23 protein-coding genes, 1 tRNA gene and 1 pseudogene are annotated in these 26,058 nt (G+C 43.7%); 24 read left to right on the top strand and 1 reads right to left on the bottom strand.

The annotated features are described in order from the left end of the window. The first annotated feature begins 21 nt into the window (after positions 1-21). The 5 genes from yihA (at position 22) to T357_RS0103030 (ending at position 2,271) form a co-directional block, all read left to right on the top strand. Positions 22-627, top strand: coding sequence for a ribosome biogenesis GTP-binding protein YihA/YsxC (yihA, locus tag T357_RS0103050; RefSeq protein WP_031548490.1), 606 nt, complete (start codon positions 22-24; stop codon positions 625-627). Between the two features lie 228 nt (positions 628-855). Then, complete coding sequence (gene infC, locus T357_RS0103045) at positions 856-1,377, top strand: translation initiation factor IF-3 (protein ID WP_029200496.1); 522 nt, start codon at positions 856-858, stop codon at positions 1,375-1,377. Between the two features lie 17 nt (positions 1,378-1,394). Then, positions 1,395-1,598, top strand: a complete 204-nt coding sequence (gene rpmI, locus T357_RS0103040) for a 50S ribosomal protein L35 (RefSeq protein WP_031548488.1) — start codon at positions 1,395-1,397, stop codon at positions 1,596-1,598. 30 nt (positions 1,599-1,628) lie between these two features. Beyond that, the gene (rplT, locus tag T357_RS0103035) at positions 1,629-1,985 is read left to right on the top strand and encodes a 50S ribosomal protein L20 (RefSeq protein ID WP_029200494.1); all 357 of its coding nucleotides are present in this window, start codon (positions 1,629-1,631) and stop codon (positions 1,983-1,985) included. 203 nt (positions 1,986-2,188) lie between these two features. Next, a tRNA-Leu gene (locus T357_RS0103030) sits at positions 2,189-2,271 on the top strand. Positions 2,272-2,322: 51 nt separating this feature from the next. Here the strand turns inward: T357_RS0103030 and T357_RS0103025 are convergent. After that, positions 2,323-2,823 carry a COG2426 family protein gene (locus T357_RS0103025; RefSeq protein ID WP_031548485.1) on the bottom strand — a complete coding sequence of 167 codons (501 nt, stop codon included), beginning with the start codon at positions 2,821-2,823 and terminating at the stop codon, positions 2,323-2,325. Positions 2,824-3,107: 284 nt separating this feature from the next. On the opposite strand from T357_RS0103025, the gene T357_RS21375 reads away from it, so the two are divergent. The 19 genes and pseudogenes from T357_RS21375 to radA all read left to right on the top strand — a co-directional run bounded on the left by T357_RS21375 (position 3,108) and on the right by radA (position 26,020). Then, positions 3,108-3,266 carry a hypothetical protein gene (locus T357_RS21375; protein WP_175456412.1) on the top strand — a complete coding sequence of 53 codons (159 nt, stop codon included), beginning with the start codon at positions 3,108-3,110 and terminating at the stop codon, positions 3,264-3,266. Further along, the gene (locus T357_RS0103015) at positions 3,263-4,564 is read left to right on the top strand and encodes a tetratricopeptide repeat protein (protein WP_031548483.1); all 1,302 of its coding nucleotides are present in this window, start codon (positions 3,263-3,265) and stop codon (positions 4,562-4,564) included. Before T357_RS21375 ends, T357_RS0103015 begins: the two co-directional genes overlap by 4 nt. A 17-nt stretch (positions 4,565-4,581) precedes the next feature. Further along, a complete protein-coding gene (locus T357_RS0103010; protein ID WP_031548481.1) occupies positions 4,582-5,271 on the top strand; it encodes a hypothetical protein in 690 nt (229 codons plus the stop codon). 79 nt (positions 5,272-5,350) lie between these two features. Beyond that, complete coding sequence (locus tag T357_RS0103005; protein WP_155991209.1) at positions 5,351-6,193, top strand: hypothetical protein; 843 nt, start codon at positions 5,351-5,353, stop codon at positions 6,191-6,193. Beyond that, the gene (gene cdaA / locus T357_RS0103000; RefSeq protein ID WP_031548478.1) at positions 6,193-7,053 is read left to right on the top strand and encodes a diadenylate cyclase CdaA; all 861 of its coding nucleotides are present in this window, start codon (positions 6,193-6,195) and stop codon (positions 7,051-7,053) included. The genes T357_RS0103005 and cdaA overlap by 1 nt, the downstream gene beginning before the upstream one ends. Continuing rightward, a complete protein-coding gene (locus tag T357_RS0102995; protein WP_049962235.1) occupies positions 7,050-8,306 on the top strand; it encodes a CdaR family protein in 1,257 nt (418 codons plus the stop codon). The genes cdaA and T357_RS0102995 overlap by 4 nt, the downstream gene beginning before the upstream one ends. 2 nt (positions 8,307-8,308) lie before the next feature. After that, complete coding sequence (locus T357_RS0102990) at positions 8,309-9,622, top strand: O-antigen polymerase (protein WP_031548474.1); 1,314 nt, start codon at positions 8,309-8,311, stop codon at positions 9,620-9,622. Positions 9,623-9,726: 104 nt separating this feature from the next. Then, on the top strand, positions 9,727-10,185 hold the full coding sequence (locus T357_RS0102985) for a DUF6465 family protein (protein ID WP_049962234.1): 459 nt from the start codon (positions 9,727-9,729) through the stop codon (positions 10,183-10,185). A gap of 73 nt (positions 10,186-10,258) precedes the next feature. Continuing rightward, complete coding sequence (locus T357_RS0102980; RefSeq protein WP_031548470.1) at positions 10,259-11,647, top strand: RsmF rRNA methyltransferase first C-terminal domain-containing protein; 1,389 nt, start codon at positions 10,259-10,261, stop codon at positions 11,645-11,647. 334 nt (positions 11,648-11,981) lie between these two features. Further along, on the top strand, positions 11,982-13,340 hold the full coding sequence (locus tag T357_RS0102975; RefSeq protein WP_031548467.1) for an acyl-CoA carboxylase subunit beta: 1,359 nt from the start codon (positions 11,982-11,984) through the stop codon (positions 13,338-13,340). After that, positions 13,295-14,065 (top strand): annotated as a pseudogene (locus T357_RS22115) (OadG family protein); the annotation flags it as partial. The gene T357_RS0102975 and the pseudogene T357_RS22115, both read left to right, overlap by 46 nt. A gap of 108 nt (positions 14,066-14,173) precedes the next feature. Then, a complete protein-coding gene (locus T357_RS22110) occupies positions 14,174-14,509 on the top strand; it encodes an acyl-CoA carboxylase biotin carboxyl carrier protein subunit (protein WP_044916017.1) in 336 nt (111 codons plus the stop codon). A 38-nt stretch (positions 14,510-14,547) separates the two neighbouring features. Then, complete coding sequence (locus tag T357_RS0102960; RefSeq protein ID WP_031548465.1) at positions 14,548-14,916, top strand: biotin/lipoyl-containing protein; 369 nt, start codon at positions 14,548-14,550, stop codon at positions 14,914-14,916. A 57-nt stretch (positions 14,917-14,973) separates the two neighbouring features. Continuing rightward, on the top strand, positions 14,974-16,122 hold the full coding sequence (locus T357_RS0102955) for a sodium ion-translocating decarboxylase subunit beta (protein WP_031548463.1): 1,149 nt from the start codon (positions 14,974-14,976) through the stop codon (positions 16,120-16,122). 14 nt (positions 16,123-16,136) lie between these two features. Beyond that, positions 16,137-17,540, top strand: coding sequence for an oxaloacetate decarboxylase subunit alpha (locus T357_RS0102950; protein ID WP_031548461.1), 1,404 nt, complete (start codon positions 16,137-16,139; stop codon positions 17,538-17,540). A 284-nt stretch (positions 17,541-17,824) separates the two neighbouring features. Continuing rightward, a complete protein-coding gene (locus T357_RS0102945; protein WP_049962233.1) occupies positions 17,825-20,068 on the top strand; it encodes an SH3 domain-containing protein in 2,244 nt (747 codons plus the stop codon). Between the two features lie 39 nt (positions 20,069-20,107). Continuing rightward, positions 20,108-21,739: a cadherin-like beta sandwich domain-containing protein gene (locus T357_RS0102940; protein ID WP_049962232.1), complete on the top strand. Its 1,632-nt coding sequence runs from the start codon at positions 20,108-20,110 to the stop codon at positions 21,737-21,739. A 185-nt stretch (positions 21,740-21,924) separates the two neighbouring features. Further along, positions 21,925-24,510 (top strand): ATP-dependent Clp protease ATP-binding subunit, encoded by a 2,586-nt coding sequence (locus T357_RS0102935; RefSeq protein WP_031548456.1) that lies wholly within the window; start codon positions 21,925-21,927, stop codon positions 24,508-24,510. A 124-nt stretch (positions 24,511-24,634) separates the two neighbouring features. Then, entirely contained in the window at positions 24,635-26,020 is a 1,386-nt protein-coding gene (radA, locus tag T357_RS0102930) for a DNA repair protein RadA (RefSeq protein WP_031548454.1), read from the top strand. The last annotated feature ends 38 nt before the right edge of the window (positions 26,021-26,058 follow it).

The following is a 26,058-nucleotide window of genomic DNA, read 5'->3' as shown; positions in this document are numbered from 1 at the left end:
CGAACCATAAAGGAGAAATCATTGAAAATCTTATCAGTCAATCTCGATCAGGTATTAGGTGTCAAATCAGAGCTTCCCTCAACAGGGAAGCCTGAATTTGTTATGGCAGGAAGGTCAAATGTAGGAAAGTCTTCCTTCATTAATGCTTTTATCAACCGAAAAAATTACGCCAGAACAAGTTCGACCCCGGGTAAAACTCGAACCATAAACTTTTACAATATAAACGATCAATTTTACCTTGTTGACCTCCCTGGCTACGGTTATGCTGCAACAGGAGCCGTAGAGCAGGAAAAATGGGGACGTATGATAAACAAATATCTGGAGACCTCGGAAGATATCGAAGAAGTCATTCAGTTTGTAGACATTCGTCACGATCCGTCAAAACAGGACATACAGATGTTTGACTTTGTAAAACAGTCCACAGGATTCGAACCTATTGTTATACTGACTAAAGTTGATAAAATAAAAAGATCTCAGGTCAAGAAGCAGGTTGCAGATATAAGAAAATGCCTTAATGCAACAGAAAACTGCGTCATGATCCCTTTCTCTGCTGAAACAAAACAGGGACTTCAGGAAATCTATAAAATAATCGATGACATAATCGATTCCCCGGACAAACCGGAATAACATATCAATCAGTTTTTTTCAAAAATCGCTTGACAGTTATTATAAGAAATGTTAAGCTTCACTAGTCTATCAAGACACAGGAAAGTAGGTATCCACCTCACCTCGGCAGTACGATACTGACCCGGGTTCATATTTGATTATTACTTCGTGTATTTTCATTATGGTGGATTTGGCTTACAATCCACCATATTTTTTTGTTTTTACAGCTTGTATCACGGAGAGGAGTTTATGGCTATTAAGAAAAACGCAGACATTGAAATTAACGAACAGATTAGAGACAAGGAAGTAAGAGTCATTGGTGCAAACGGAGACCAGTTAGGTGTCATGTCATCCAAGGAAGCTTACATGATGGCGAAAGACGCTGATCTTGATCTTATCAAGATAGCAGCCAATGCGACGCCGCCTGTTGTCAAGATTGCCGATTTCGGTAAGTATCGCTATGAGATGATGCGTAAGGAAAAAGAGGCCAAGAAAAACCAGCATGTAACCGAGATCAAAGAGATTCGTATGACACCAAACATCGATACCAACGATCTCAATACAAAGTTGTCGGCTGCCAGAAAATTCCTTGAAAAGGGTAACAAAGTCAAGGTTGCTCTCAGATTCAGAGGACGTGAGATGTCCCGTATGAATCAGTCCAAGTACATCCTCGACGAGTTTGCAGAAAAATTAAAGGATATTGCAATCCTTGATAAACCTGCAAAAATCGAAGGCAGAAATATGGCGATTGTTATAAGTCCTAAAAAGTAAATTCACAGGAGGCTAATATGGCACAGTTAAAGCTTAAGACAAAGAAAGCAGCTGCTAAGCGCTTTAAGGTTACCGGAACTGGTAAGCTCGTAAGAAACAAGGCTTATAAGAGACACATCCTTACAAAGAAGACAACTAAGCGTAAGAGATGTCTTCGCAAGGATATCGTTGTTGATGCAACAAACGTAAAGACAATGAAGAAGATTCTTCCATATCTTTAATTTTTGTAGTCTTTAGAGGAGGAAATTAAAATGAGAATTAAGGGCGGATTAAACGCTAAGAAGAAGCATAATAGAGTACTCAAGCTTGCTAAGGGCTACAGAGGATCTCGTTCAAAGCACTATAGAGTAGCTAAGCAGAGCGTAATGAGAGCTCTCACAGAGTCATACAGAGGACGTAAGGAGAGAAAGAGACAGTTCAGACAGCTTTGGATCGCACGTATCAATGCTGCAGCAAGACTTAATGGTCTTTCATACAGCAAGTTCATGTTCGGTCTTAAGTCAGCTGGTGTTGACATGAACCGTAAGATGCTTTCAGAGGTAGCTATCGCTGATCCTGAGGGATTTGCAAAGCTTGCTGAGACAGCTAAGGCTCAGATCAACAAGTAATCTGATTACTTAAATCGATGACTATACCCGGTGTATACACACCGGGTATTTTTTTGAGAAGGTAATAAGATTCCGTACGATTATCACTCATTTATATCTGCAGCTTTACTTTAGATCTGCATTTCACCCAGTCTTCAGCCCTTAACCCATGGCTTATTTTGGTGTTGACGGGGCAATTCTAATATGCTAATATCTAATGGTTCGCGGAGGTGGCGGAATGGCAGACGCGCACGGTTCAGGTCCGTGTGAGGTAACACTCATGAGGGTTCAAGTCCCTTTCTCCGCAGTTAGAAAAAGATGCAGGAGCTTAAAGCTCATGCATCTTTTTTGTATCTTTCTATCTTATGATATTTCCCAGAATACCGTATGAAATAATTGACATGATGACTGAAGCCATAACCACTCCGGTAAGTATTGCAGGAATAGCCTTCCTTCTCTTCATATGAAGGAGTCCGGCTACAAGTGATCCTGTCCATGCTCCGGTTCCCGGCAGCGGTATACCGACAAATAAAACCAAACCCCAAAAGTCATACTTCTCTATGGATTCGCGGTTTTTTTCAACCTTATTTCTCAACATCATTGCAATTTTTTTTGTTGGTCCAAATTTCTCAAGTGCTACAACTATCTTTTCAATAAAGAATAGCACAAACGGAATGGGCAGAAGATTACCAACTACACATATGATCAATGCTTTAATGTATGGAACATTAAGAATTGAAGCCGCCAAAAGACCCCCTCTAAGTTCCAGAACCGGCATCATAGAGATGATAAAAACTATCATTTCCTTAGATACAACTCCCTGCAGATTCTGTGTTATAGAATTAACTAAACCTTCCATATATCCTCCTGTCGAAAACATTTATTACCAAAACATCCGGGCTTTGGAATACCATTTTAAAAGCTTTCAATCATTTACAATTTCATTACACAAGTGTCATAAAGCGCCGGTTTATCTTCCTTGAATGCCCTAGTAAGATGTGCTAAACTTGTTTGATAAGCTATTATTATATGCCATGTTTTTAGACACTTTGCAAATTTTAATCTAAACCCATATACGTGTCAAGAACAGCATGATCATACAACTGTAAGCTGAAATCAATCTTAAAACAGAAAGATGCATATATGATTAATTACGAAGATGAAATACAGCGTTTCAAGCCGAGCCTTGATGTGGATCAGATAGAAGACGCCATTGTAAAAATTGACCTCACTGATATGAATGACATAATGACCAGGCTGATTGAGGATGCAATCAAAATAAAGAAGGATTCAGAGAAATGAAATATGATTTAACCCTGGAACGCATCTCCAACTGCTACTATAACCTCGCACTGGAGCGTGCAAAATTGCGTGATCTTAGCGGGGCCGCCGAATTACTAAAGAAATCTCTTCAATTTGACAAATATCAGAAGGATGCCAGAAATCTTTTGGGGCTTATTTTTTTTGAATGCGGTGAAACAGCAGATGCCCTTGTTCAATGGATCATCAGCATGAACCTTCTTCCCGAAAACAACAGAGCGGATTATTACCTTGGAGAGATTCAGCGTAAGCCTGCCATTGTTCGTATTTGTTCAGATAATGTTAAACGTTACAACCAGGCTTTATCCTATGCCCAGAATAACAATGAAGATTTAGCCATAATGCAGCTTAACCAGGTCATCCAGGATAGCCCAAACTATATAAAAGCCCACATTCTTCTGGCTCTTCTTTATATGAAACGTGAAGACTGGGTCAAAGCCGGCAGAAGCTTATATAAAGTTTTAAAGATTGACCGGAATAATCCAAAAGCACTTGTTCTTATGGATGAGGTAAAACAAAAAACCGGGCGAAAAGAAGTCGAACAAAGCAGACTTAAGAATGCTTTTTCCCATCGTAAAATGACAGACGATGACGTTCTTATACCTCAGGAGGTAAAGCAAATATCTCCATGGATGGTCATTGTAAACATACTTGTAGGTTTAGTACTGGCTTTATTAGCCTTCAACTTACTTGTGCTGCCCGCTAAGGAAAAAGCTATTAACTCAAGCAACAACCAGGAGCTTATTTCCTATACCGAAAAACTGGACAGTGCAAACAGAGAGTACAGTGATCTGAAAAATCAGTATGATTCTCTTCAGAAACAGTACGAAGCAGCGGCTCTGCAGGTAGAACAGTTTCAAAATGCCAACGAGTCTTTTATGGGACAGTACCAGGCCCTTAACCAGATTACTGTTGCTTACGATAAAGGAGATTCTGTCCTGGCTGCACAGCTGTTCACAGGTCTTGATGCAGATCAGATAGTTGATGAGAATCTTGCTGCCCAGTATCAGGACATCAAACACATCATGGAAAGCTCAGTATACCAGGAGCTTGCCGAAAAGGCCACAAATGAGTGGAATGCAGGTTCGCAGGATACTGCTGCCGAACTATACATGCTTAGTGTGACCATCCGTGAAGAGCCGGAAAATCTCTTCCTGCTTGCAAGATTATATCAGTCCATGGGACGCACTGAGGAAGCCAATGCATTATTCGATAAAATAGTCGGTAGTTATCCGGATTCACCATATGCCGAACGATCAAGAGCAGTACGCGGCTACTAATATTGAGGATAAATCAAATGCTGAATGTTGAAAAGATCCGCCTTATGGTTCAGTTATCCATATACGAAAAAAAAGAGGGTAAAGGGATCATAGAGACAAGTAAATATTTTAAAGGTGATTATATTTCACGCGGGATTCTTACTGCATCCATCTATTACACACTTTGTTTTATCGTTATAAGTATCATAATCGCCGTAGTGAATATAGAGGAAGTGTTGCTGCATCTTAACATTTCCTTTATCATAGCTTCACTTCAATCGATTCTGTATATTTACCTTGCCGGCATGGTGATCATCATCCTTGGAGCTTATATACGATGTTCCATAAGCTATGATAATGCTCATCGCAAAAGTCTTTTCTATACAGCTAAACTTGACAAGCTGCTCCGTATGCAGGAAAACGAATTTGATTACATAGATGTAACGAAAGACGAAGCCGAATATTATAAGGAAACCGGCGGCAGTATACGAGTATACGATGACATTTCCAATACCTGGGAGTCGATACATCCACGATTTCGTACTTACGTAAAAGACGGTGGAGAGCTTTCTGATCCCGAGGGAGGCTGGCTTGATGATCCTATTGCTAATCCCACAAAGGAACACACACCTTATAGCAAGAAGGGTGAGTCCCAAAGCGGATGGCTTGATGAAGATATGGATGACGATAGGATAGATGTACTAAACATTCGGAAAAGAGATAAATGAAAGGCTTTAGATACAAATGATAAGAGTGAGAGAGTCTTTACAAAAATTTTATACAGAAAATGATTTTTGGATCTTACCTGTGATCAAGGCTGTTACTGCCTTTCTTTGCTTTTTCACAGTGAACAGCAATATAGGCTACAGCGACATGCTTTCAAATCCGCTTATTTGTATCGCAGCTTCTATTCTCTGTTCGTTTTTACCATGGACTTGTATTCCTGTCTTTTTCGGTATGCTGATCCTTGGTAACGCTTACGCAGGATCTCTGGAAATATTTCTGGTTGCAGGCATAGTCTTACTGTTGGCTGCCCTTATTCAATCAACTTTCAGAGCCGATAATGCCATCCTTATAGCCCTTGTTCCGCTATTTTTTTACATTCATATCCCATATGTAATTCCGATAATTGCAGGATTGTCATTAGGTCTTATGTCAACCGTGCCTGTATCCATCGGAGTTATGTTATACTATTTAATAGAATATATTTCTGTTAATTCATCACTGTCAAAAGCTGCCACAGGCAGTGACATAACCGCTATGGCAACGGCATATGCCGGATTATTCGGCAATCTGTTTAAAGATAAAGAGATCATCATCACTATGGCTGCTTTTGCATTTTGCATTGTAATAGTGTTTATCATAAGTCAAATATCTTTCGAGTCCAATTGGATAGTTGCCGTCATCGCCGGAGTCATATCAATCATCATAGTTTCTGTATGCGGTTATATGCATTTTGAACTGGAATTTTCATTTTTGGGAATTTTGCCGGGACTTTTTATTTCCTGCCTGATTTCTCTATTATACGTTTTTGCATTTCATGCAGTTGATTATCAGCGAACAGAACGTCTTCGCTTTGAAGATGACGATTATATTTACTATGTAAAAGCAATCCCTAAATTAAAATCATTAGATGAGGATGAGAATTGATGCCAGATATTTTTCCAAAACTGAGAAGCTGGTTTAGCCTGCTTCCGCCATTTTATCTGCCTAATATCGTTGAGATCGTGATCCTGGCCGTCATAGTCTATGAATTTTTGCTTTGGATCAAGAATACCCGTGCCTTTGCACTGTTAAAAGGACTCGCTGTCATCGGTGCCTTCATCGTTATAGCGTGGGCGATGCAGCTTTCGACAATAATGTGGTTGATTGAAAGGATCTCCACTGTATTTATCATCGCCGCTGTTGTAATTTTTCAACCCGAGCTCAGAAAAGCCCTTGAACAGCTGGGAACCCGCAACTTTTTCACAAGCTTATTCCCCGGAAGTAACATTGAAGATTCCGGCATAAATACAATAAACGAAATCATTGTTGCAACTTTTGAAATGGCAAAGAAGAAAACCGGTGCACTTATTGTTATACAGCAAAAGCAACCACTGAATGAAATAGCCGCCACCGGAATACGCATCAACGGTCTCGTTACGGCTGCACTGCTTATCAATATTTTCGAGAAGAACACGCCGCTTCACGATGGTGCTGTAGTTGTTGTGGGAGACAGGGTAATATCCGCGACCTGTTACCTGCCATTATCTGAAACAGAAATTTCAAAGGATTATGGCACCAGACACAGGGCAGCCCTCGGCATTTCCGAATCTTCAGATGCCATAACTGTTGTGGTTTCAGAAGAAACCGGTCGTGTTTCGGTAGCCGTTAACGGTGTTTTAAAGCGTGCAAATGATGCAGAGGCATTAAGAGCAATGCTGCCTGTACAAAAAGACGAATCCGATAACGATACGGCTTCAAATCGTTTTCCTTTCTTCCGCAATACAAGAAAGGAGCACAAAGTATGATCAAACGTTTTTTCACCGAAAACTTTTCTCTTAAAGCATTAAGTCTCTTTCTTGCATTTGTTATATGGGTGTTGGTTGTAAATGTTTCAAAGCCGGAAATCAACGACTCCAGAACCGTTACTTTAGAAGTATTAAACCAGGATGCCTTTGATTCTGATTTCAAAACCTGGGTTGCTGACAGGACAAGTGTAACCGTTTCTTATAATGTAAGAACAGATATGAGATCATCCATCTCGAGCTCCGATTTCCGCGCCTATATAAGCCTGTCGGATTACAGCATCACCGGTTCTGTACCCGTTTACTACGAAGTACTTAATGGTAAAGAATCAATAATAGACAACGTTCAGATACGTCCTTCTGTTGTTAAGATAACTCTGGAAAACATACAGAAAAAGAAATTCGATATCAAATACACCACTACCGGTGATCCAAAATCCGGATATCGTGTAGTTAATATCGCTTCCAGTCCGGAGTCCGTATATATAACCGGCAAAGAATCAGAGATAGGACGTATATCTGCAGTCGGCATAGAACTGGATGTGACGGGCATATCCGCAAACCAGGACGGTATAGCCCAGCTTGTATACTATGATGCCAATGGAAACAAACTGACCAATCTTCAGGGTGTGACCAGCAACGAAGAGAATATCGATTACTCCGTCACAGTACATAAAGAAAAAAATATAAACCTTCTTTCATCTGTTACAGGAACTCCTGCCGCAGGATATCAGTATGAATCAACAACCGTATCTCCCGATAGTGTGGCTTTGTCTTCATTACCCGGAGTGATAGACTCCATGACTGTTTTCCAACTGCCGGAGATAAACATTAACGAAGCACGGGATAGTGTGTCCGTATCCTTTGACCTGTCACAGATCCTTCCTGCAGGTGTTGAGTTGGCGAAAGATCAGGATCCTCAGATCAATGTTCTTGTACGTATAGAGAAACTTCCTGATGTTAATGATAATCACGGAAATCCGGCGCCTGCACCTGCACCGAACCCGTCAAACCCGGATAATCCGGCGCCTCCGGTACCCGAATCCGAAGAACCGACACACCAGACAGAGGAATCTTCCGCGCATAACGAATCCGAATCAGTTGACACGTCTGATTCGTCTTCCGAACTTGAAGAAAGCCATAGCGAAAACGAAAGAGTGGTTCATAACGGGGAAACAAAGCCGGAAGAGAGCAGTCCATCCGACGAAACAGAACTATCTCCTGAAGAGACCGCAAGAGAAGGTTCTCATAATTAATTATGGATGAAATTAAAGTACTTATCATTTATACAGCAGCCTATATACTGAGCTTCATTACAGGTAGAGCGGGTTTATCCGCTCTATCTGCAGCTTTTCTTATAGGTATTGCTGTATTTATTTATCTAAGGGAAAAGCTTTTCTCAAATGAACTTCTAAACCTCAGAGGTCTTATGGCTCTGGGACTTTTGGGAGGCGAGGGTATTGCCCGTCTGCAATTAAGTAATCTGTCTACAGACTGGACGCTTTCTACCTGGGGATCCTTTTTTATTTTTTATCCAATTTTTTATTTCATATCAAAATATACGGAGCATTTGCTTTATCAAAAGCATTTTTTCAAAACAGGATCCTCAATCGAATTAAGGGTAAGCAAACTCTTCATATTTAAAACTATAATTCTGTCTGTAACACTTTTATCCTGGGCTTGCTTCTTTTTCGAAGCATGGAAACTGCAGTTTATTCCTCTGTTCACAGTAGACACTCCCCATGCCTACAGTTATTTCCATCTTAAAGGGATTCATTATTTCACAACCCTGGCTATTTTGATTCCGGGTGTAACGATGCTTTACATTGACCAAAGACACAAGCTGTCATTACTTCCGGATATCACCTCCGTAATAGGTCTTTTGGCACCATTGATCCTTTGTATTCTTCTGGTCTCAAGATTCCAGTTTATGTTTGCAGCGATCCTTGCCATTTTTGTCACAACGGTTTCCGGAAAGAAATACAAGCTTTGGCAAATTCTTATACTTGGCATATTACTTATACTCGTATATGTGATCATCACCATAGAAAGGGCACATTCCGTGGAGTATCTTAACGGGATATTCGAAATGAAGGATCCCCACACTCCGATATTTATAACCCAGCCCTACATGTATATAGCCAATAACTATGACAATTTTAATGTAATGACTCAGGAGCTTACCGTTCATTCAAGGGGTATTAAAATGCTGTACCCGGTGATCACCCTGACCGGACTGAAATTTCTTTTTCCGTCACTGGACATGGCATTTCCTTTATTCACCAATAAGGAAGAACTCACAACCGTAACTCTGCTTTATGACGCCTGGTACGATTTCGGAATCATAGGCATTATTATTTTTGCAATCATCATAGGTCTCATCACCGGATTTATCCTTTATGCGCATGCCAAAGATGATAATCCGTTTTCAAGACTTATATATGCTGAGCTTGCTTTTTATTTCTCTTTCTCTTTCTTTACAACCTGGTTTTCAAATCCGGCCACCTGGTTTTACCTAGGGTTCAGTGTTTTGTTTTATTTGGCTTACCACATTTCAGACCGCTTTTGTTGACAAAGCGAAATCACAGAAATATAATGCTAAGGAAACACGGAATTATACGATTTTTTCTAAGAATATTGTATTATTCGAATTTTTAAAAACGGGGAGATAAAGGTATGGAGAAGAATTCAAAGACGACAGCCGCAAAGGATGAAGCACTCAAGGAATCCTTCGCTGAAATCAAAAAGGCTGCTGCAACAGTAAAGGAAACATCAAAAAAACCTGCAGCAAAAACCGAAACTGCTAAAACTACAGAAAAGAAAGAAGCTGCAAAGAAGCCTGAAGCTAAAAAAGCAGAACCAAAGGCTGAGACAAAGGCTCCTGCAAAGACAGCTGCAAAGAAGCCTGTCGAAAAGAAGCCTGCTGCAGCAAATGCTGAGGTCTCAACATATATTACATTACAGATCAATGACAGAGATTATGAGCCTTCCAAGCTCCAGGCTGATGCCATTGCCGCTGCAAAGGCCATCAAGGCTGACGTACAGTCTGTAGATGTGTATGTTAATGTTGCAGAATCTGCTGCATACTACACAATTGACGGTGTTGGAAGTTCTGATTACAGAATCGATCTTTAATCATTTTTTATTTAGTCAGCAGGAAACGGTGCACTGAGGGTGTACCGTTTTTTCTATATTTCACGGGGTGCCTATGATAACATTGCCACAGGAATTTTTAAACAGAATGAATCAGCTGCTTCAGGAGACTGACCAGTATGAGGCTTTCATCCAAAGCTACGATGCTCCTCCGATACGGGGACTGCGTCTAAACCTTAAAAAACTCATAGCCAATGAGAGCTCCTGTTCACCCACCAGGATCACTTATGATCGTCTTGTGGAAGAATGGAACCTGGAACCCCTGAAAGACGCCAGTTACATCATCCACAAAGAGAAAAAATATTACCGCGAATTCTATATGGACGAGGAATACCTTCTTAAAAAAGGTATCCGTCCCGGAAAGCATCCTTATCATGAAGCCGGTTTATATTACATTCAGGGTACAGAAGCCATGCAGGCGGTTGCACATCTCGATATCCGCCCCTTCGACAGAGTCGCCGATCTTTGCGCAAGTCCCGGTGGAAAATCAACTCAGGCAGCTGATATGCTTTCACCGGAGCTCAGAGGATTTCTTTTATCAAACGAATATGTGGCATTAAGGGCAAAGACTCTGAGTTCAAATATTGAACGAATGGGTATAACAAATGCAGCTGTTACAAATGAGGATACAGGAAGACTGGCCGATCATTTTCCGGAATATTTTACGAGAATCATTGTTGATGCACCTTGTTCCGGCGAGGGAATGTTCAGAAAAGATGAAACCGCGATAAAAGAATGGTCCCTTGAAAATGTCCGACTTTGTGCCGAACGCCAGAAGGAGATCGTTTCCAATGCTTACAGAATGCTCTCTGCCGGAGGCAAGCTCTGTTACTCAACCTGTACCTTCGAAAAAGAAGAGGATGAGGATATCAGAGATTTCATCCTTACAGAGCATGAAGATATGGAACTGATTTTCGAAAAACGTGTATGGCCGCATCTGGAAAAAGGCGAAGGTCATTACATTGCCGTTTTCAGAAAAGCCGGAAAGGATCCTTTTGAAAACGATGCTTCATCGAATGATGCATCAGCACATATTCCGGGAAACAGCATTTCTGCTATGAATTATAAGGAAGTAAAGCAAAAGGACCAGATCTATCTGATTCCATCCTTTATGCCTGACCTGAAAGGACTTCGAACCTTCAGATCAGGAATTCTCAAAGCCTCAGACCTCGGAAAGCGCATTGAGCCGGAACATGCCCTGACTCACGCCATAAACATTTACGATCCCGAAGAATTGAATAATTATGAATTATCTGTCTGCAACTATAGTTCAGATGCATCCGAAACAGAACAGTACCTGAAAGGACTTCAGATTCCGGCTCCGGATGGAGTTTCGGGAAAGGGATGGGTCATAGTAACCTGTGACGGAATAGCTCTCGGCCTCGGAAAGCTCGTAAATAATCAGATAAAAAACCACTATCCGAAAGGACTGAGGTTTACTTAAACGGATCGGTCAGGGTCCGTTTTTTTATTTTCAACGGAGCAACACGTTACTCCGGAATATGGGTTTTTACAAACCTGCCGTGATGCCGCAGACACCAATGTCCAAAAAATCATCATTATACATGATTGGAAATCAGAATAGTGAATATAGCTCTTTCCTATGCACTTCGAAAAAGCCCAGTAATTTCAACAAAAATCGGCTGTCCTTCTTTTTGGGTTACGTATAATATAACTTAAAATCATGTTGAATATTGCATATCTATAGATTACAATATATGAGACATAAACCGGGGTGTACTATGCCCTTTGTTTATATATGAAATGGAGGATAAAACATGGATAATCAGTCAACATCATCAGCTCTGACAAGAATTCAGTCACTGCTCGATGAGTTCAGCTTCGTTGAAGTCGGCCGTCTTGTTGAGGCAAGATCAACAGATTTCAACCTTGCTGAAAAGAAAGCACCTTCCGATGGTGTTGTAACCGGCTACGGAACAATTGACGGTAACCTTGTGTATGTTTATGCACAGGACTCCGCAGTTCTCGGCGGTTCAATCGGAGAGATGCATGCCAGAAAGATCGCCAACATTTACTCAATGGCGATGAAAAATCAGGCTCCTGTAATCGCTCTTGTAGATTGCTCAGGTGTCAGACTTGAGGAGGCTAACGACTCTTTGTTTGGTCTCGGACGCATCTATAAGAAGCAGACACTCGCAAGTGGTCAGATTCCTCAGATCACAGCTATTTTCGGAAACTGCGGCGGCGGACTTACAGTTCTCGCAGGACTTTCCGATTATGTTCTTATGGAGAACACAAAGGCAAAGGCATATGTCAATGCACCTGACGCCGTTATCGGAAACAAGGATGACGAGATCGCAAAGGCTGCAAAGCGCGAGGAATTCGGACTTGTTGATTTCGACGGCACAGAAGATGAGGTATTCGCTCAGATTCGTAAGTTAGTGGCTGTATTACCAGGTAATAATACAGATGGCGGAGTTCTTGATGAGAGCACAGACGATCTTAACCGTGCTGTTCTTTCATTTGACACACTTGACGCTGATGAAGCTGTTAAGCAGCTTGCAGATAACGGTATCTTCCTTGAGACAAAGAAGGGATACTCAAAGGATGTTGTAACAGGTTTCGCTCAGATCGGCGGGGAGACTGTTGCAATCGTTGCAAACAAGAGCCAGAAGCTTACCTGGAAGGGTGCAGATAAGGCAGCAAGACTTGTATCTTTTGCCAATGCCTTCGACCTTCCTGTAATTTCAGTAGTTGATGTAACAGGCTACTGCAACTGTGAATGCACAGAGAAGCATATGCCTACAGCAGCTGCAAAGCTTGCTTATGCTTACAGCAATGCTGATGTTCCTGTTATCACAGTTGTTAAGAATGCTCTTGGCACAGCAGGTCTTACATTCGGTTCCAAGGCTCTCGGTGCAGATATTGTATATGCATTCAATAACTCAAAGATTGGTGTCATGGATGCAGATCAGGCTGCAAAGGTTGTAGCTGACGGTGATGCAGAACTTGCAAAGAAGTTTGCAGAAGAGAACACCGCACTTGCCGCAGCCAAGAGAGGATATGTAGACGAGATCATCGATCCCCAGGAGACAAGACAGAGAATCGCAGCTTCTCTTCAGATGCTCGGATGGAAGAGCGTTTACAGACCAAACAAGAAAAACGGAACAGTTTGATGAGAGGAGACAGAATGAAACAGTGGTTTAGAAAAGCTGCTCTCTGTTTAGCTCTTGTACTTTCCGTTATCACACTTGCCGCTTGCGGAAGTTCAGACAACAAGACAGTTGAGTCCATTGACCCGACTATCAAGTCAGCACTTGAGCAGCAGGCAATGCAGTATGCAGAACAGAGTATCTATAAGCTTCCCGCGGAAGATATTCAGAGACAGATCGATACTGCATTTAAGACAAAGGACTCCATTAAATACAACGGTCTTACAAACTATATAAACAGCATGGATCGTCTTGGTTCCTTTGTAAGTGTGGACAGTGCCGAAGCTTCAAAAACAGAAGATGGCTACCGAATCGAAATAGATTCAACATTTGAAAAGAGACCCCTTAAGCTCACCCTTGGTATCAACGAGATGACAGGTGCAATATCAGAGATGACCTTTGAGCCGCACTATGAAATGCCTGAACTCATGGCTGATGCCGCAGGCAACCTCATTGTTGGTATGGGAACCGTATTTGCAGTTCTCATTTTCATTGCATGGATCATCTCACTTTTCAAGTACATCGGTGTATTTGAGAAGAAGATGAAGGAGAGCAAAGAGGCAAAGAATAAAGCAGTAGCTCCTGCAGCTCAGGAAGCTCCTGCAGTAAAGGCAGCTCCGGCTCCTCAGGCAGCTCCGGCGGCCGCAGCCAGTGATGATACAATTCAGGCAGTTATTGCAGCAGCAATCGCAGCATATGAGGCTGACACAGAGGGCTCAGTTTCAGACAATAACGGTTTCGTACCCGGTCCTGCACTTAATAACAACTTACGTGTACGTCCATTAAGAAACCGTTGCATGGTTTCAGCTTCAACAGTAGCAGCTCCGGCTCCTGCACCTGTAGTCACATCAGTTGCTCCCGCAGCGCCTGCAGCAGCTCCCGCTCCTAAGGCAGCTCCCGCAGCATCAGGTGCCCAGGGTTCCATAAAGGTTGAGGCTCCTATGCCAGGCAAGATTCTTGCTGTTAAGAAGAATGCCGGCGAGGCTGTCAAGTCCGGTGAGGCTATCCTTATTCTCGAGGCCATGAAGATGGAAAACGAAATCGTTGCTCCTCAGGATGGTACAATTGCTTCCATCAATGTTTCTGTTGGTGATGCAGTGGAATCCGGTGCAACTCTTGCAACTTTAGATTAACACGGGCGATTGCCCTTATTTATTGAGAGGTATTTAAAATGAAGAAATATACTATTACAGTAAACGGCGTCGCTTATGACGTAACAGTAGAAGAGGGCGGCAACGGTGCTGCTGCTCCTAAGGCTGCCGCTGCTCCCGCTCCCGCAGCAGCTCCTGCACCTGCAGCTGCTCCTGCAGCATCAGGCGCTCAGGGTTCAGTAAAGGTTGAGGCTCCTATGCCCGGAAAGATCCTTGCTGTTAAGAAGAATGCCGGCGAGGCTGTTAAGTCCGGTGAGGCTATCCTTGTTCTCGAGGCTATGAAGATGGAGAACGAGATCGTTGCTCCTCAGGACGGTACAATTGCTTCCATCAACGTTTCTGTTGGTGATGCAGTAGAGTCAGGTGCAACTCTTGCAACTCTTAACTAATTAACGGTTGATTTGCTTTTGTTGATTTGATTCGCTGTACTGGAGGATAAATAAAATATGAACGCATTACAAACATTTTCAAACCTGCTCCAGCAGACAGCTTTCGTAAGCATGACATGGGGAAACATCCTGATGATCTTCGTCGCATTTGTTTTCCTGTATCTTGCCATTGCCAAAGGATTTGAGCCGCTTCTTCTGGTTCCTATCGCTTTCGGTATGCTGCTTGTTAATATTTATCCGGACATCATGATGTCTCCGGAGAAATCCATTAACGGAACAGGTGGACTTCTTTGGTACTTCTTCCATCTTGATGAGTGGGCGATCCTTCCTTCACTTATCTTCATGGGTGTAGGTGCCCAGACAGACTTCTCACCGCTGATAGCAAACCCGATAACATTCCTTCTCGGTGCTGCTGCTCAGTTTGGTATTTACTCAGCTTATTTCATGGCTATTTTTATGGGATTCAACGGTGCTGCTGCCGCAGCCATCTCCATCATCGGTGGAGCCGACGGTCCTACATCTATTTTCCTTTGCAATAAGCTTGGACAGACATCACTTTTAGGACCTATCGCAGTAGCAGCTTACTCCTACATGTCACTGGTTCCTATCATCCAGCCTCCTATCATGAAGGCTCTTACAACAGAAGAGGAGAGAAAGGTAAAGATGCCTACACTCCGTCCTGTATCAAAACTCGAGAGAATCCTTTTCCCGATCGTTGTTACAGTAGTAGTTTGTCTCCTTCTTCCTACAACAGCACCACTTGTTGGTATGCTTATGCTTGGTAACCTTTTCAAGGAGTGCGGTGTTGTTAAACAGCTTACAGAGACTGCATCAAACGCCATGATGTACATCGTTGTTATCATGCTTGGAACATCTGTAGGTGGTGCAACGTCAGCAGAGGCTTTCCTTAATGTTGATACCTTAAAGATCGTAGCTCTCGGTCTTATAGCATTTGCATTTGGTACAGCTGCCGGTGTTCTCATCGGAAAACTCATGTACGTTCTTTCCGGAAAGAAGATCAACCCGCTCATCGGTTCCGCCGGTGTTTCAGCCGTTCCTATGGCTGCCAGAGTTTCACAGAAGGTTGCTTCAGAAACTGATCCTACAAACTTCCTGCTCATGCAGGCTATGGGTCCTAACGTAGCCGGAGTTATCGGTACTGCCGTTGCAGCCGGTACATTTATGGCCGTTTACGGTGTTAAGTAAATAGAGGAGATAAAATGGCTAAAGTAAAAATCACAGAGACTGTGCTGCGTGATGCGCATCAGTCATTAATCGCAACTCGTATGCCGAGTTCAGAAATGGAGCCGATCCTTGATAAGATGGATCAGGTTGGTTATAACGCTGTAGAGTGCTGGGGCGGAGCTACATTTGACTCATGCCTCCGTTTCCTCAAGGAAGATCCCTGGGAGAGACTCAGAATGATCAAAAAGCATATGAAGAACACAAAGCTTCAGATGCTTTTCAGAGGTCAGAACATTCTCGGATACAATCATTATGCCGATGACGTTGTTGACAACTTTGTAGAGAGATCCATCGCAAACGGTATCGATGTTATCCGTATATTCGACTGTCTTAACGATATCCGTAACCTTGAGACAGCTGTTAAGGCTACCAAGAGAGAGGGTGGTCATGCTCAGATTGCTCTTTGCTATACTCTCGGTGATGCATATACTCTTGATTACTGGGAGAAGCTTGCAAACGACGTTGAGAGTCTTGGTGCAGATTCCCTTTGTATCAAGGATATGGCAGGACTCCTTCTTCCACAGGCAGGTTATGACCTTGTAAAGGCTCTTAAGAGAGGAACAAAGCTTCCTATCGAGATCCACACACACTACACATCAGGTATGGCATCAATGACTTACCTTAAGTGCGTTGAGGCAGGTGCTGACATCATCGATACAGCATCTACACCTTTTGCTCTCGGTACATCACAGCCTTCAACAGACGTTATGGTTAAGGCATTTGAAGGAACAGAGTATGATACAGGTCTTGATGTTAACAAGCTCATCGATGTTTCTAACTACTTCGAGCCATATCGTGAGGAGTGCCTGAAGTCAGGTCTTCTTTCAACAAAGGTTCTCGGTGTTAATGTTAACACCCTTAGATATCAGGTACCGGGCGGTATGCTCAGTAACCTTATTTCACAGCTTCACCAGGCAGGCAAGGACGATCAGCTTACAGAGGTTCTTGAGGAAGTTCCAAGAGTTCGTAAGGACTTCGGTGAGCCGCCTCTCGTTACACCTTCTTCACAGATTGTTGGAACCCAGGCTGTTATGAACGTTCTTATGGGCGAGAGATATAAGATGGTTCCTAAGGAGTCACATAAGCTCGTAGCCGGAGAGTTCGGACGTACAGTTAAGCCTATGGATCCTGAGGTTGTTAAGAAGATCCTTAAGGGCGAAGCTCAGATGACAGACCGTCCTGCAGATCATATCGAGCCTCAGATGGAGAAGTATACCGAGGAAACAAAGCAGTATGTTGAGAATCCTACCAAGGAAGATGTTCTTTCATACGCACTGTTCCCGGCTGTTGCCAAGGATTTCTTCGAGTATAGAAATGCTCAGCGTACAGGTGTTGCTGCAACAGCAGCTGACAAAGCCAATAAGGCGTATCCAGTTTAATAGAGACTGATTTATCCTTTTTAAAGGCGGTGCCGGTTTACCGGCACCGCCTTTAAGTTTTTTCACATTCCAAATCCCAGGAAATATTCGATTCCAAATCTCCGGAAATATTCGATTCTAAATCTCATTCATTAATTCAGTTTTACATCTGTTTTAACATCCCACCCCCATTCATTACAAAACCTTGTCGGTTATCTGAATTATTTGGATTTCCGTTGCGATTCCATGAGCTAACTTTTATGATTTAAATGAGTCAATTTTTGCAAATTGGGGAGTCAGATTTAATGAAGAAAATCAAGCTAAAGACAAAACTCAAAAAAGCCACTGCGCTTTTTACCATATTGGGACTGTTTGTATCCGTGCCTGAAACATTGGCACCAAACAGCGCCCTGATCTCTCATGCAGAACAACTGGCCGTAATAAGAGGAACCAATGTTAATGTTCGTTCCTCCGCCGGAACAGATGGAGCGGTAGTCACATCCCTCGGGAACAACACTCAGGTTTCCATAATCGGTCAGACTACAGGAAGTGACGGAAATACCTGGGCTCAGATTTCTTTTTCGGGAGGCACCGGATATGTACGTTCCGATTTTGTCCAGGCACAGGTATCCTATACCAATGATGGCAATTTCGAAGCCGCTCTGGCACAACAGGGTTTTCCCGAATCCTACAAACCGGGGCTTCGACAGCTTCACGCCCAATATCCAAACTGGGTCTTCAAGGCCATGAATACGGGACTAGACTGGTCCACAGCCGTACAGGCAGAACTTCAGGGAACCTCAAGCCTTATCGATAAAGGTTCAAAATCGTCATGGAAATCAACCGAAGCAGGAAAATTTGACTGGACAACTTCCAGCTGGCCCGGATTCGACGGAGCCACCTGGGTAGCAGCCTCAAAGGAAATTGTTGAGTATTACATGGATCCGAGAAATTTCCTTGATGACAGCTACATATTCCAGTTCACAGCCCATGAATTTGATCCTTCTGTACAGACACTTGACAGATTAAAGTCCATGGTTAAGGGAACCTTCCTGGAAGGTAGTGTTACCATAGATTCATCCAGTCCGCTTTATCAGACTGCTCTTCAGTCTATGGGTTATACAGACATGACCGGAACAGCCGATCCCGTTACAGGTTCTTCCTATGAATCAGGTCCGGTAACAGTAGAGGCTGGTTCCATTCTTGATCTTGTAAATTCCGGACTCAATGCGGACGAAGTATTGATCGGGTACGATGCCCCGGGAAGCACAACTGAAACTCAGGCAGCCTCAGAATCAACGGCTTCAGAATCGGCAGCAGCATTAAATTCCTCAGAGTCCTCTGACGAAACTGTAATAAACATTACAGATGGAGGTACTGTTACATCAACATCGGATAATGCTTCCAACAGCACCACCGCCGTCACAGATGCCGGTTCGTCATACACAGCCCCCGGCGAAGCCATTACTGCCGGCGGAGCCGTCACTGTTGACGTAGCAGCCAATCCTGCCGGAGCCGGAAACATTACCGGCACATACACAGGTGCAGTTACAGTAACATACTCAGATATCATTATGGAAGCTGCAGAGCAGGCTCAGATAAGTCCATATGTTCTTGCATCCATGATCATTCAGGAACAGGGCAGCAAGGGAACCAGCGGATCCATTTCAGGAGCTACAGGCTACTATAACTATTTTAACGTTGGTGCCTATGCAACCGGCGGTATGACTGCCGTTGAGAGGGGTCTTTGGTATGCTTCCCAATCCGGAAGCTACAATCGTCCCTGGAACACTCCGGAAAGAGCCATTGTCGGCGGTGCCATGTTCTATGCAAGCAACTATCTGAATGCCGGGCAGAACACACTGTACCTTAAGAGATTTAATGTTCAGGGCTCCAACATTTACAAGCACCAGTACATGACAAATACACAGGGAGCAGCAGAAGAGGGTAAAAACCTCAGTAAGGCTTATAATGATGCCATGCGTCAGGATGCAATCACATTTTACATTCCGGTGTATTCCAATATGCCTGAAACTGCATGCCCTATGCCAACAAAGGACGGAAATCCAAACAACAAACTTGCCTCACTTTCAGTGGATGGTTTCACTCTGACTCCGGGCTTCAATATGGATACTGCTTCATATACACTTATTGTTGATCCTTCAGTCACAGCGGTTAATGTTTCCGCCGCAGCAATCCATTCAGGCGCAACGATCTCAGGCGCCGGACAGGTAGCACTGGATCAGGCTTCCACCATAGTTAATGTTCTGGTAACAGCAGAAAACGGAGACCAGCTTAATTACCAGATTACCATTAACAAGTCTGCAGGCGGTCAGACGAATGCATATCAGACATTTATGCCACAGGATCCTTATTCAAACGTTCAGGTAGCGGGATATGCCTATCCGACACTTGGCAGCACAAACGGTCCGGTAACAGTTGATGTTTCATCTGCTTATAACAATGCTTCAGTTCAGGCAGTAGTTACAGAAACAGCTTCCAACAGCTCATCCACTAATATGGTTGAAGTTGGAGTCGGTCCGATGTAAAATAATAAAGTTAAGTATGAAAACAACAAAGAGGTATTCATGAGTCATTTTAAATATTTTCTGACAACAGCTGCTATATCGGTAATTTTGTCAATGCAGGCACTGGCTGCTACAGCATCCATATCCTTTTCAGACCCAACTGTCACAGTAGGTTCTGAAGTTAATGTCACAATGAAGGTTTCAAGTCCCGATGGAACCTTGTCACGTTCTGACATCACCCTTGGCTACGATTCAAGTCTTCTTGAATTTATCAGCGGAACAGATGCCGAGGGCGGAGCCGGAACCATTCGTGTCAATGGCGCAACCAATGGTGCTGAAACCGGAACCCTTGAGTACAACCTTAAATTCAATACTCTTGCATCCGGCAGTGCAAATGTAAGCCTTTCCAATTTTGAAGTTTATGACACAGATGAGTCCATAGCTGAAATAACCCACCAGGGTTCCTCAACTGTCACCATTTCATCTGCAGCCTCAGCTTCCAACAATGCTATACTTAGTTCTCTTGTGGTATCTCCGGGAACATTGACCCCTGAGTTCGTAAATAACGTAACTGATTATTCTGTTATCGTCGGAACAAGTGTAGATACCCTTGCCATCAATGCTGTCACTGCAGATACAGGTGCTACAGTAGCTGTCACCGGAAACGAACAGCTTAATATGGGTGAGAACAATGTTGCCATCACAGTCACAGCTGCGGATGGATCAACTCAGGCAACCTACAACATCAAGGTAACCAAACAGGAAGGCGGTCCTAATGCAGACGATGCAGCACAGAACGGTGTTCCGACTGAAACTGTAAATGAAGGCGTGAAACTCAGCTCCAAGGAAAAGACCATTACCATCATGAACCCGGGTTCAGATGTTGTGATACCTGAAGGCTTTGCCGAAAGTACCATTGACATAGACGGTCATCAGGTTAAGGGCTGGGTATGGAAGCATGATTCAGACCACCAGTATTGCATCGTTTACGGTATGAATGATGCAGGAGAACTGAACTTCTACAGATATGATCTTCAGGAGAAAACTCTCCAGAGATATTTTGAGGATCCTGTCGCAGAAGACATTAAGACCAACGCTGAAAAATATCCTGAAGTAGTTGAAAGATATGACAAGCTTGTAGGTCAGTATAACAGTATGTTCATACTTGCATGCGCACTCGGCGGAATAGTCATTATCCTTTTGATCTTTATGATCGTTGTGCTCACACAGAGAAGGCATATGCCTCAGCATGGCTCACTTCGCAGCATGAAGGATCAGAACGATGCCAAAACCGGATCATCCGATGACTCGGTACCTTTAGATGAGACAATTGCATTCAACAGAATTGGCAATGGTAATGATTCTGTTTCCTCTGATGATTCATCCGATCCGGAACTGGAGATGACCAGGATCATAACAAAGAATGAGAAAGCAGACTATAATATGACCAAAAACCTGTCTCAGGTTGCTGCAAGCTCAGGACTTGATTTAGAAGACCTTGATGAAGAAGACGAGGCACTGTCCGTAAGTGAAAGCTCAGATTCAAAGGAAGACATGGGAGCCACAAAAGCTTTTGACTTCAATAAGGAATGGAAGAAATCAAACCTGAAGGATACGAAGATTTCTTCAGCTGATGATTCTGAAGCAAATAAAACATCTTCTGATGGCGGACTTGATATCGAAGATCTTTAATATGTGATATGAAAGCAGACGTCACCTTTGGCGTCTGCTTTTTTGTACGTAACAGTTCGGCCTGTGGATCATGGTTCACAGGCCGAACTGTTACTTTGGGACAAAAAGTTCAGCAATCAAATCTACTGCAAGTTGATTAACTCCTACAAATGTTCTAGAATATTCTTGATGAAAGGTGGTAAAACATGAATCAATTTACTATTCAGGCTCAACGTTCCTTACAGCTTGCCATAGAATCGGCAGAGGAACTCAGGCACAATTACATAGGCACAGAACATATACTCCTGGGACTGAGACGTGAAGGCACTTCCGTGGCATCAAAGGTTCTCCAGTCCAACGGCATCAATGAAGACAGGATTCGTGAGATGATTTCCAAATTCATATCACCGGATAGCAACATCGCTGTCACTGACCGTGCAGGTTATACACCTTCAGCCAAGAAGATCATGGAGAACTCCATGCAGGAGGCGATGCGTGCAGGATCCAGGCTTGTTGGCACAGAGCATATACTTGTTGCCCTTCTTAAGGATACAGGCTGTGTTGCCTCCAGGATCATAGCTACACTGGGAGGTAATGCTCAGCGTATTTATCAGCAGCTTATGGCTGTCATCAATCAGGACCCGGCCACTGATGAGCGGCCGCAGCGTCAGTCACAGCAGCCAAAACGTTCCGATACACCAACATTGGACCAGTATTCCAGAGACCTCACAGATATGGCAGCTGACGGGAAGCTTGATCCTGTCATCGGCAGAAGCTCTGAGATCATGAGAGTTATCCAGATACTGTCAAGGAGAACCAAGAACAATCCTTGTCTTATCGGAGAACCCGGAGTCGGTAAAACTGCAGTTGTAGAAGGTCTGGCTCAGAGAATCTATTCGGGAGATGTTCCCGAAACCATACAGAACAAACGACTCGTCACCCTTGATATTTCAGGCATGGTGGCAGGATCCAAATACAGAGGAGAATTCGAGGAACGTATAAAGCGCGTCATTGCCGAAGCAAGAAATGACGGTAATGTTCTTTTGTTTATCGATGAGATACATACCATCATCGGTGCCGGCGGTGCGGAGGGAGCATTAGACGCTGCCAATATCCTTAAACCTGCTCTGGCCCGCGGAGAGCTCCAGATCATCGGTGCAACAACTCTCGACGAATATAGAAAGCATATCGAAAAGGATGCGGCTCTTGAACGACGTTTCCAGCCTGTGACTGTGGATGAACCTTCAGAGGAGGAGACCTATTATATCCTTAAGGGCATCGCTCCAAAGTATGAAGAGCACCATCACGTGGTTATAGATGATGAGGCATTAAAGGCCGCAGTATCTTTGTCTGAACGTTATATCAATGACAGATACCTTCCTGACAAGGCCATCGACCTTGTTGACGAAGCCGCCTCAAAGATACGAATCACCGCTTCCGGAGAACCCCAGGCTATCAAAAAGCTCCGTATGCAGATAGACGAGCTGGAGAATGACAAGGAACAGTGCATCCGGGAAGAGGATTTCGAAGGCGCTTCCGAGATAAAGAAAAAGCAGGAGCAGAAAAAGCTTAAGCTTGATAAAGAAATAGAAAAATGGCAGAAGTCCAAGGAGGATAATGTTCTTCACGTTACAGAAACCGACATTGCCAATGTTGTCTCCGAGTGGACAAAAATCCCTGTTCAGAAACTTACAGAGGGCGAAACAGAGAAGCTTATGCGTCTTGAGGACACTCTTCACAAGAGGGTTGTGGGACAGACAGAGGCTGTTTCTGCTGTTGCAAAGGCAATTAAAAGAGGCCGCGTAGGTCTTAAGGATCCAAAGCGTCCTATCGGTTCTTTCATGTTCCTGGGACCTACAGGTGTAGGTAAGACAGAGCTTTCGAAAGCATTGGCAGAAGCCATGTTTGGTTCCGAGAATAACCTGATCCGGGTTGACATGTCCGAGTACATGGAAAAGTACAGCGTGTCAAAGATGATCGGATCACCTCCGGGATATGTGGGCTATGACGAAGGCGGACAGCTCAGCGAGAAGGTGAGACGAAATCCATATTCTGTCATACTTTTCGATGAGATTGAGAAGGCACATCCGGACGTTCTCAATATCCTTCTCCAGGTGCTGGATGACGGACACATTACCGATGCTCAGGGACGCAAGGTTTCCTTTAAGAATACTATCATTATCATGACTTCCAATGCAGGAGCCGAGCAGATAGTAAGCCCTAAGCGTCTCGGATTTGATACCGGTGACGGATCTCAGGAAAAGGATTACCAGTTTATGCAGAGCCGCGTAATGGACGAGGTTCACCGTCTCTTTAAGCCGGAGTTCCTTAACAGAATTGACGAGGTCATCGTTTTCCACCAGATCACAAGAGAAAACATGAAGGATATCCTGTCCATCATGATGAGAGATGTCATTAACCGTGCAGGCTCACAGATGAACATCAAGATCAGCCTTGATTCAAAGTCCAAGGAATGGCTCATCGAAAAAGGCTTCAACCCTAAATTCGGCGCAAGACCTTTGAGAAGGACTATACAGACAGAACTTGAGGACAAGCTGGCAGAGGAGATCCTGGATGGAAATATTCCTGAAAACTCCACTGTAAAGATCACCGTGGATAAGGACGGAAATGCGCTTAAATTCGGAGGGCAGAACAAAGCTGCTGAACCGGCTAAAAAGACAGCAGTGAAGAAGCCTGCGGCCAAGGCCAAAACAACAGCCAAAAAGCCAAAGACAAAAGCCACTGGAACAACAGCTAAAACTTCAGTCAAGGCAGTAAAGGATACAAACTAGTTCATCACAACTTAATCCTTACAAATCCTACAAGTGACACGGGGACAGTATTCTAAGTCATCATTGATGATTTCGAAAACCATCCCCGTGTCATATATATTTTTTTATCACGCAAAGGAAAAACATGGCAAAAGCAACATCTAAATTTTTTTGCAAAGAATGTGGATATGAATCAGCCAAGTGGCTGGGACAGTGTCCCGGCTGTCGTGCCTGGAATTCATTTGTCGAGGAACCCATTACTCCTGCTGCCGGCAGTAAGCCTTTTTCAAAGAACTCATCTTCACGCCCCACAAGACAGAAACCTGTTCTTATTAATGAAATCGAGCTGCAAAAAGAAGACCGCATCCCCACAGGTTTTAAAGAACTTGACCGTGTTCTGGGAGGTGGAATAGTAGTTGGCTCTCTGGTTTTACTCGGGGGAGATCCCGGAATAGGTAAGTCCACATTACTGTTGGAAATATCCAGGAATCTCGCCGCAGAAAGCAAAAAATCCGTGCTCTATGTATCAGGAGAGGAAAGTCTCAAACAGATCAAGATGAGAGCTGAGCGGATCGCCAACATTACCGGAGATCTCAAGTTCATGACCGAGACCAACATTGAAAACATCGTTGAGACTGTCCGGGAGGAATGTCCTCATTTCGTGGTCATCGATTCCATCCAGACCATGTACACCGATTCCGTAACCGCAGCTCCCGGTTCCGTAAGCCAGGTCCGGGAATCCTCAGCACAGTTGCTGCGTCTTGCAAAGGAAAACGGCATTGCCATCTTCATAGTGGGTCATGTGACCAAGGATGGTAATGTTGCCGGTCCCAAGATCCTCGAGCATATGGTAGACGTGGTTCTCTATTTCGAAGGTGAAAGCAGCGGAAGTCTCCGCATCATGCATGGGCAGAAAAACCGTTTTGGCTCCACCAATGAAATCGCTGTTTTCGAGATGGACGGTGATGGACTCCACGAGGTAACAAATCCATCCGAGCTCCTTCTTTCAGGGCGCCCGGTAGGCGCTTCAGGATCTGTTGTTTCCTGCGGCATGGAAGGTACGAGACCTCTGCTTATCGAGATACAGGGGCTTGTGGTTCAAAGTGCCTTTAATCTGCCAAGGCGTACTGCAAACGGTTTTGACTACAACCGTTTAAACATGCTCATCGCCATCGTGGAACGCCGCCTGAATCTGGAGATAGGCAAGTACGATGCCTATGTCAATATCACCGGCGGCCTCCGTATTGCGGAACCTTCCATGGATCTCGGCATCGTCATGGCACTTATTTCATCATACATGAATATCGAAGTCAGCGATGACATCATGGTATTTGGTGAGGTAGGTCTGTCCGGAGAGGTAAGAGCTGTATCCAATGCAGAGCAGCGTATAGAAGAAGCAATCCGTCTTGGTTTCAACAAGATCGTTATGCCTGCATATCATTTGAAAAGGTTCAATGACAGAAACCTGAAGGACTGCCAACTGATTCCGGTACGAAACATCAGGGAGGCGCTGCAGATACTGAAGAAGTAACTTTTTTCAGAAAGTGCTTGACTAAACCATCCAAAATG

Source organism: Oribacterium sp. FC2011, assembly GCF_000701645.1.
Taxonomy (GTDB): Bacteria; Bacillota; Clostridia; order Lachnospirales; family Lachnospiraceae; genus Oribacterium.
This window is presented reverse-complemented; position numbering and strand designations above follow the sequence as displayed.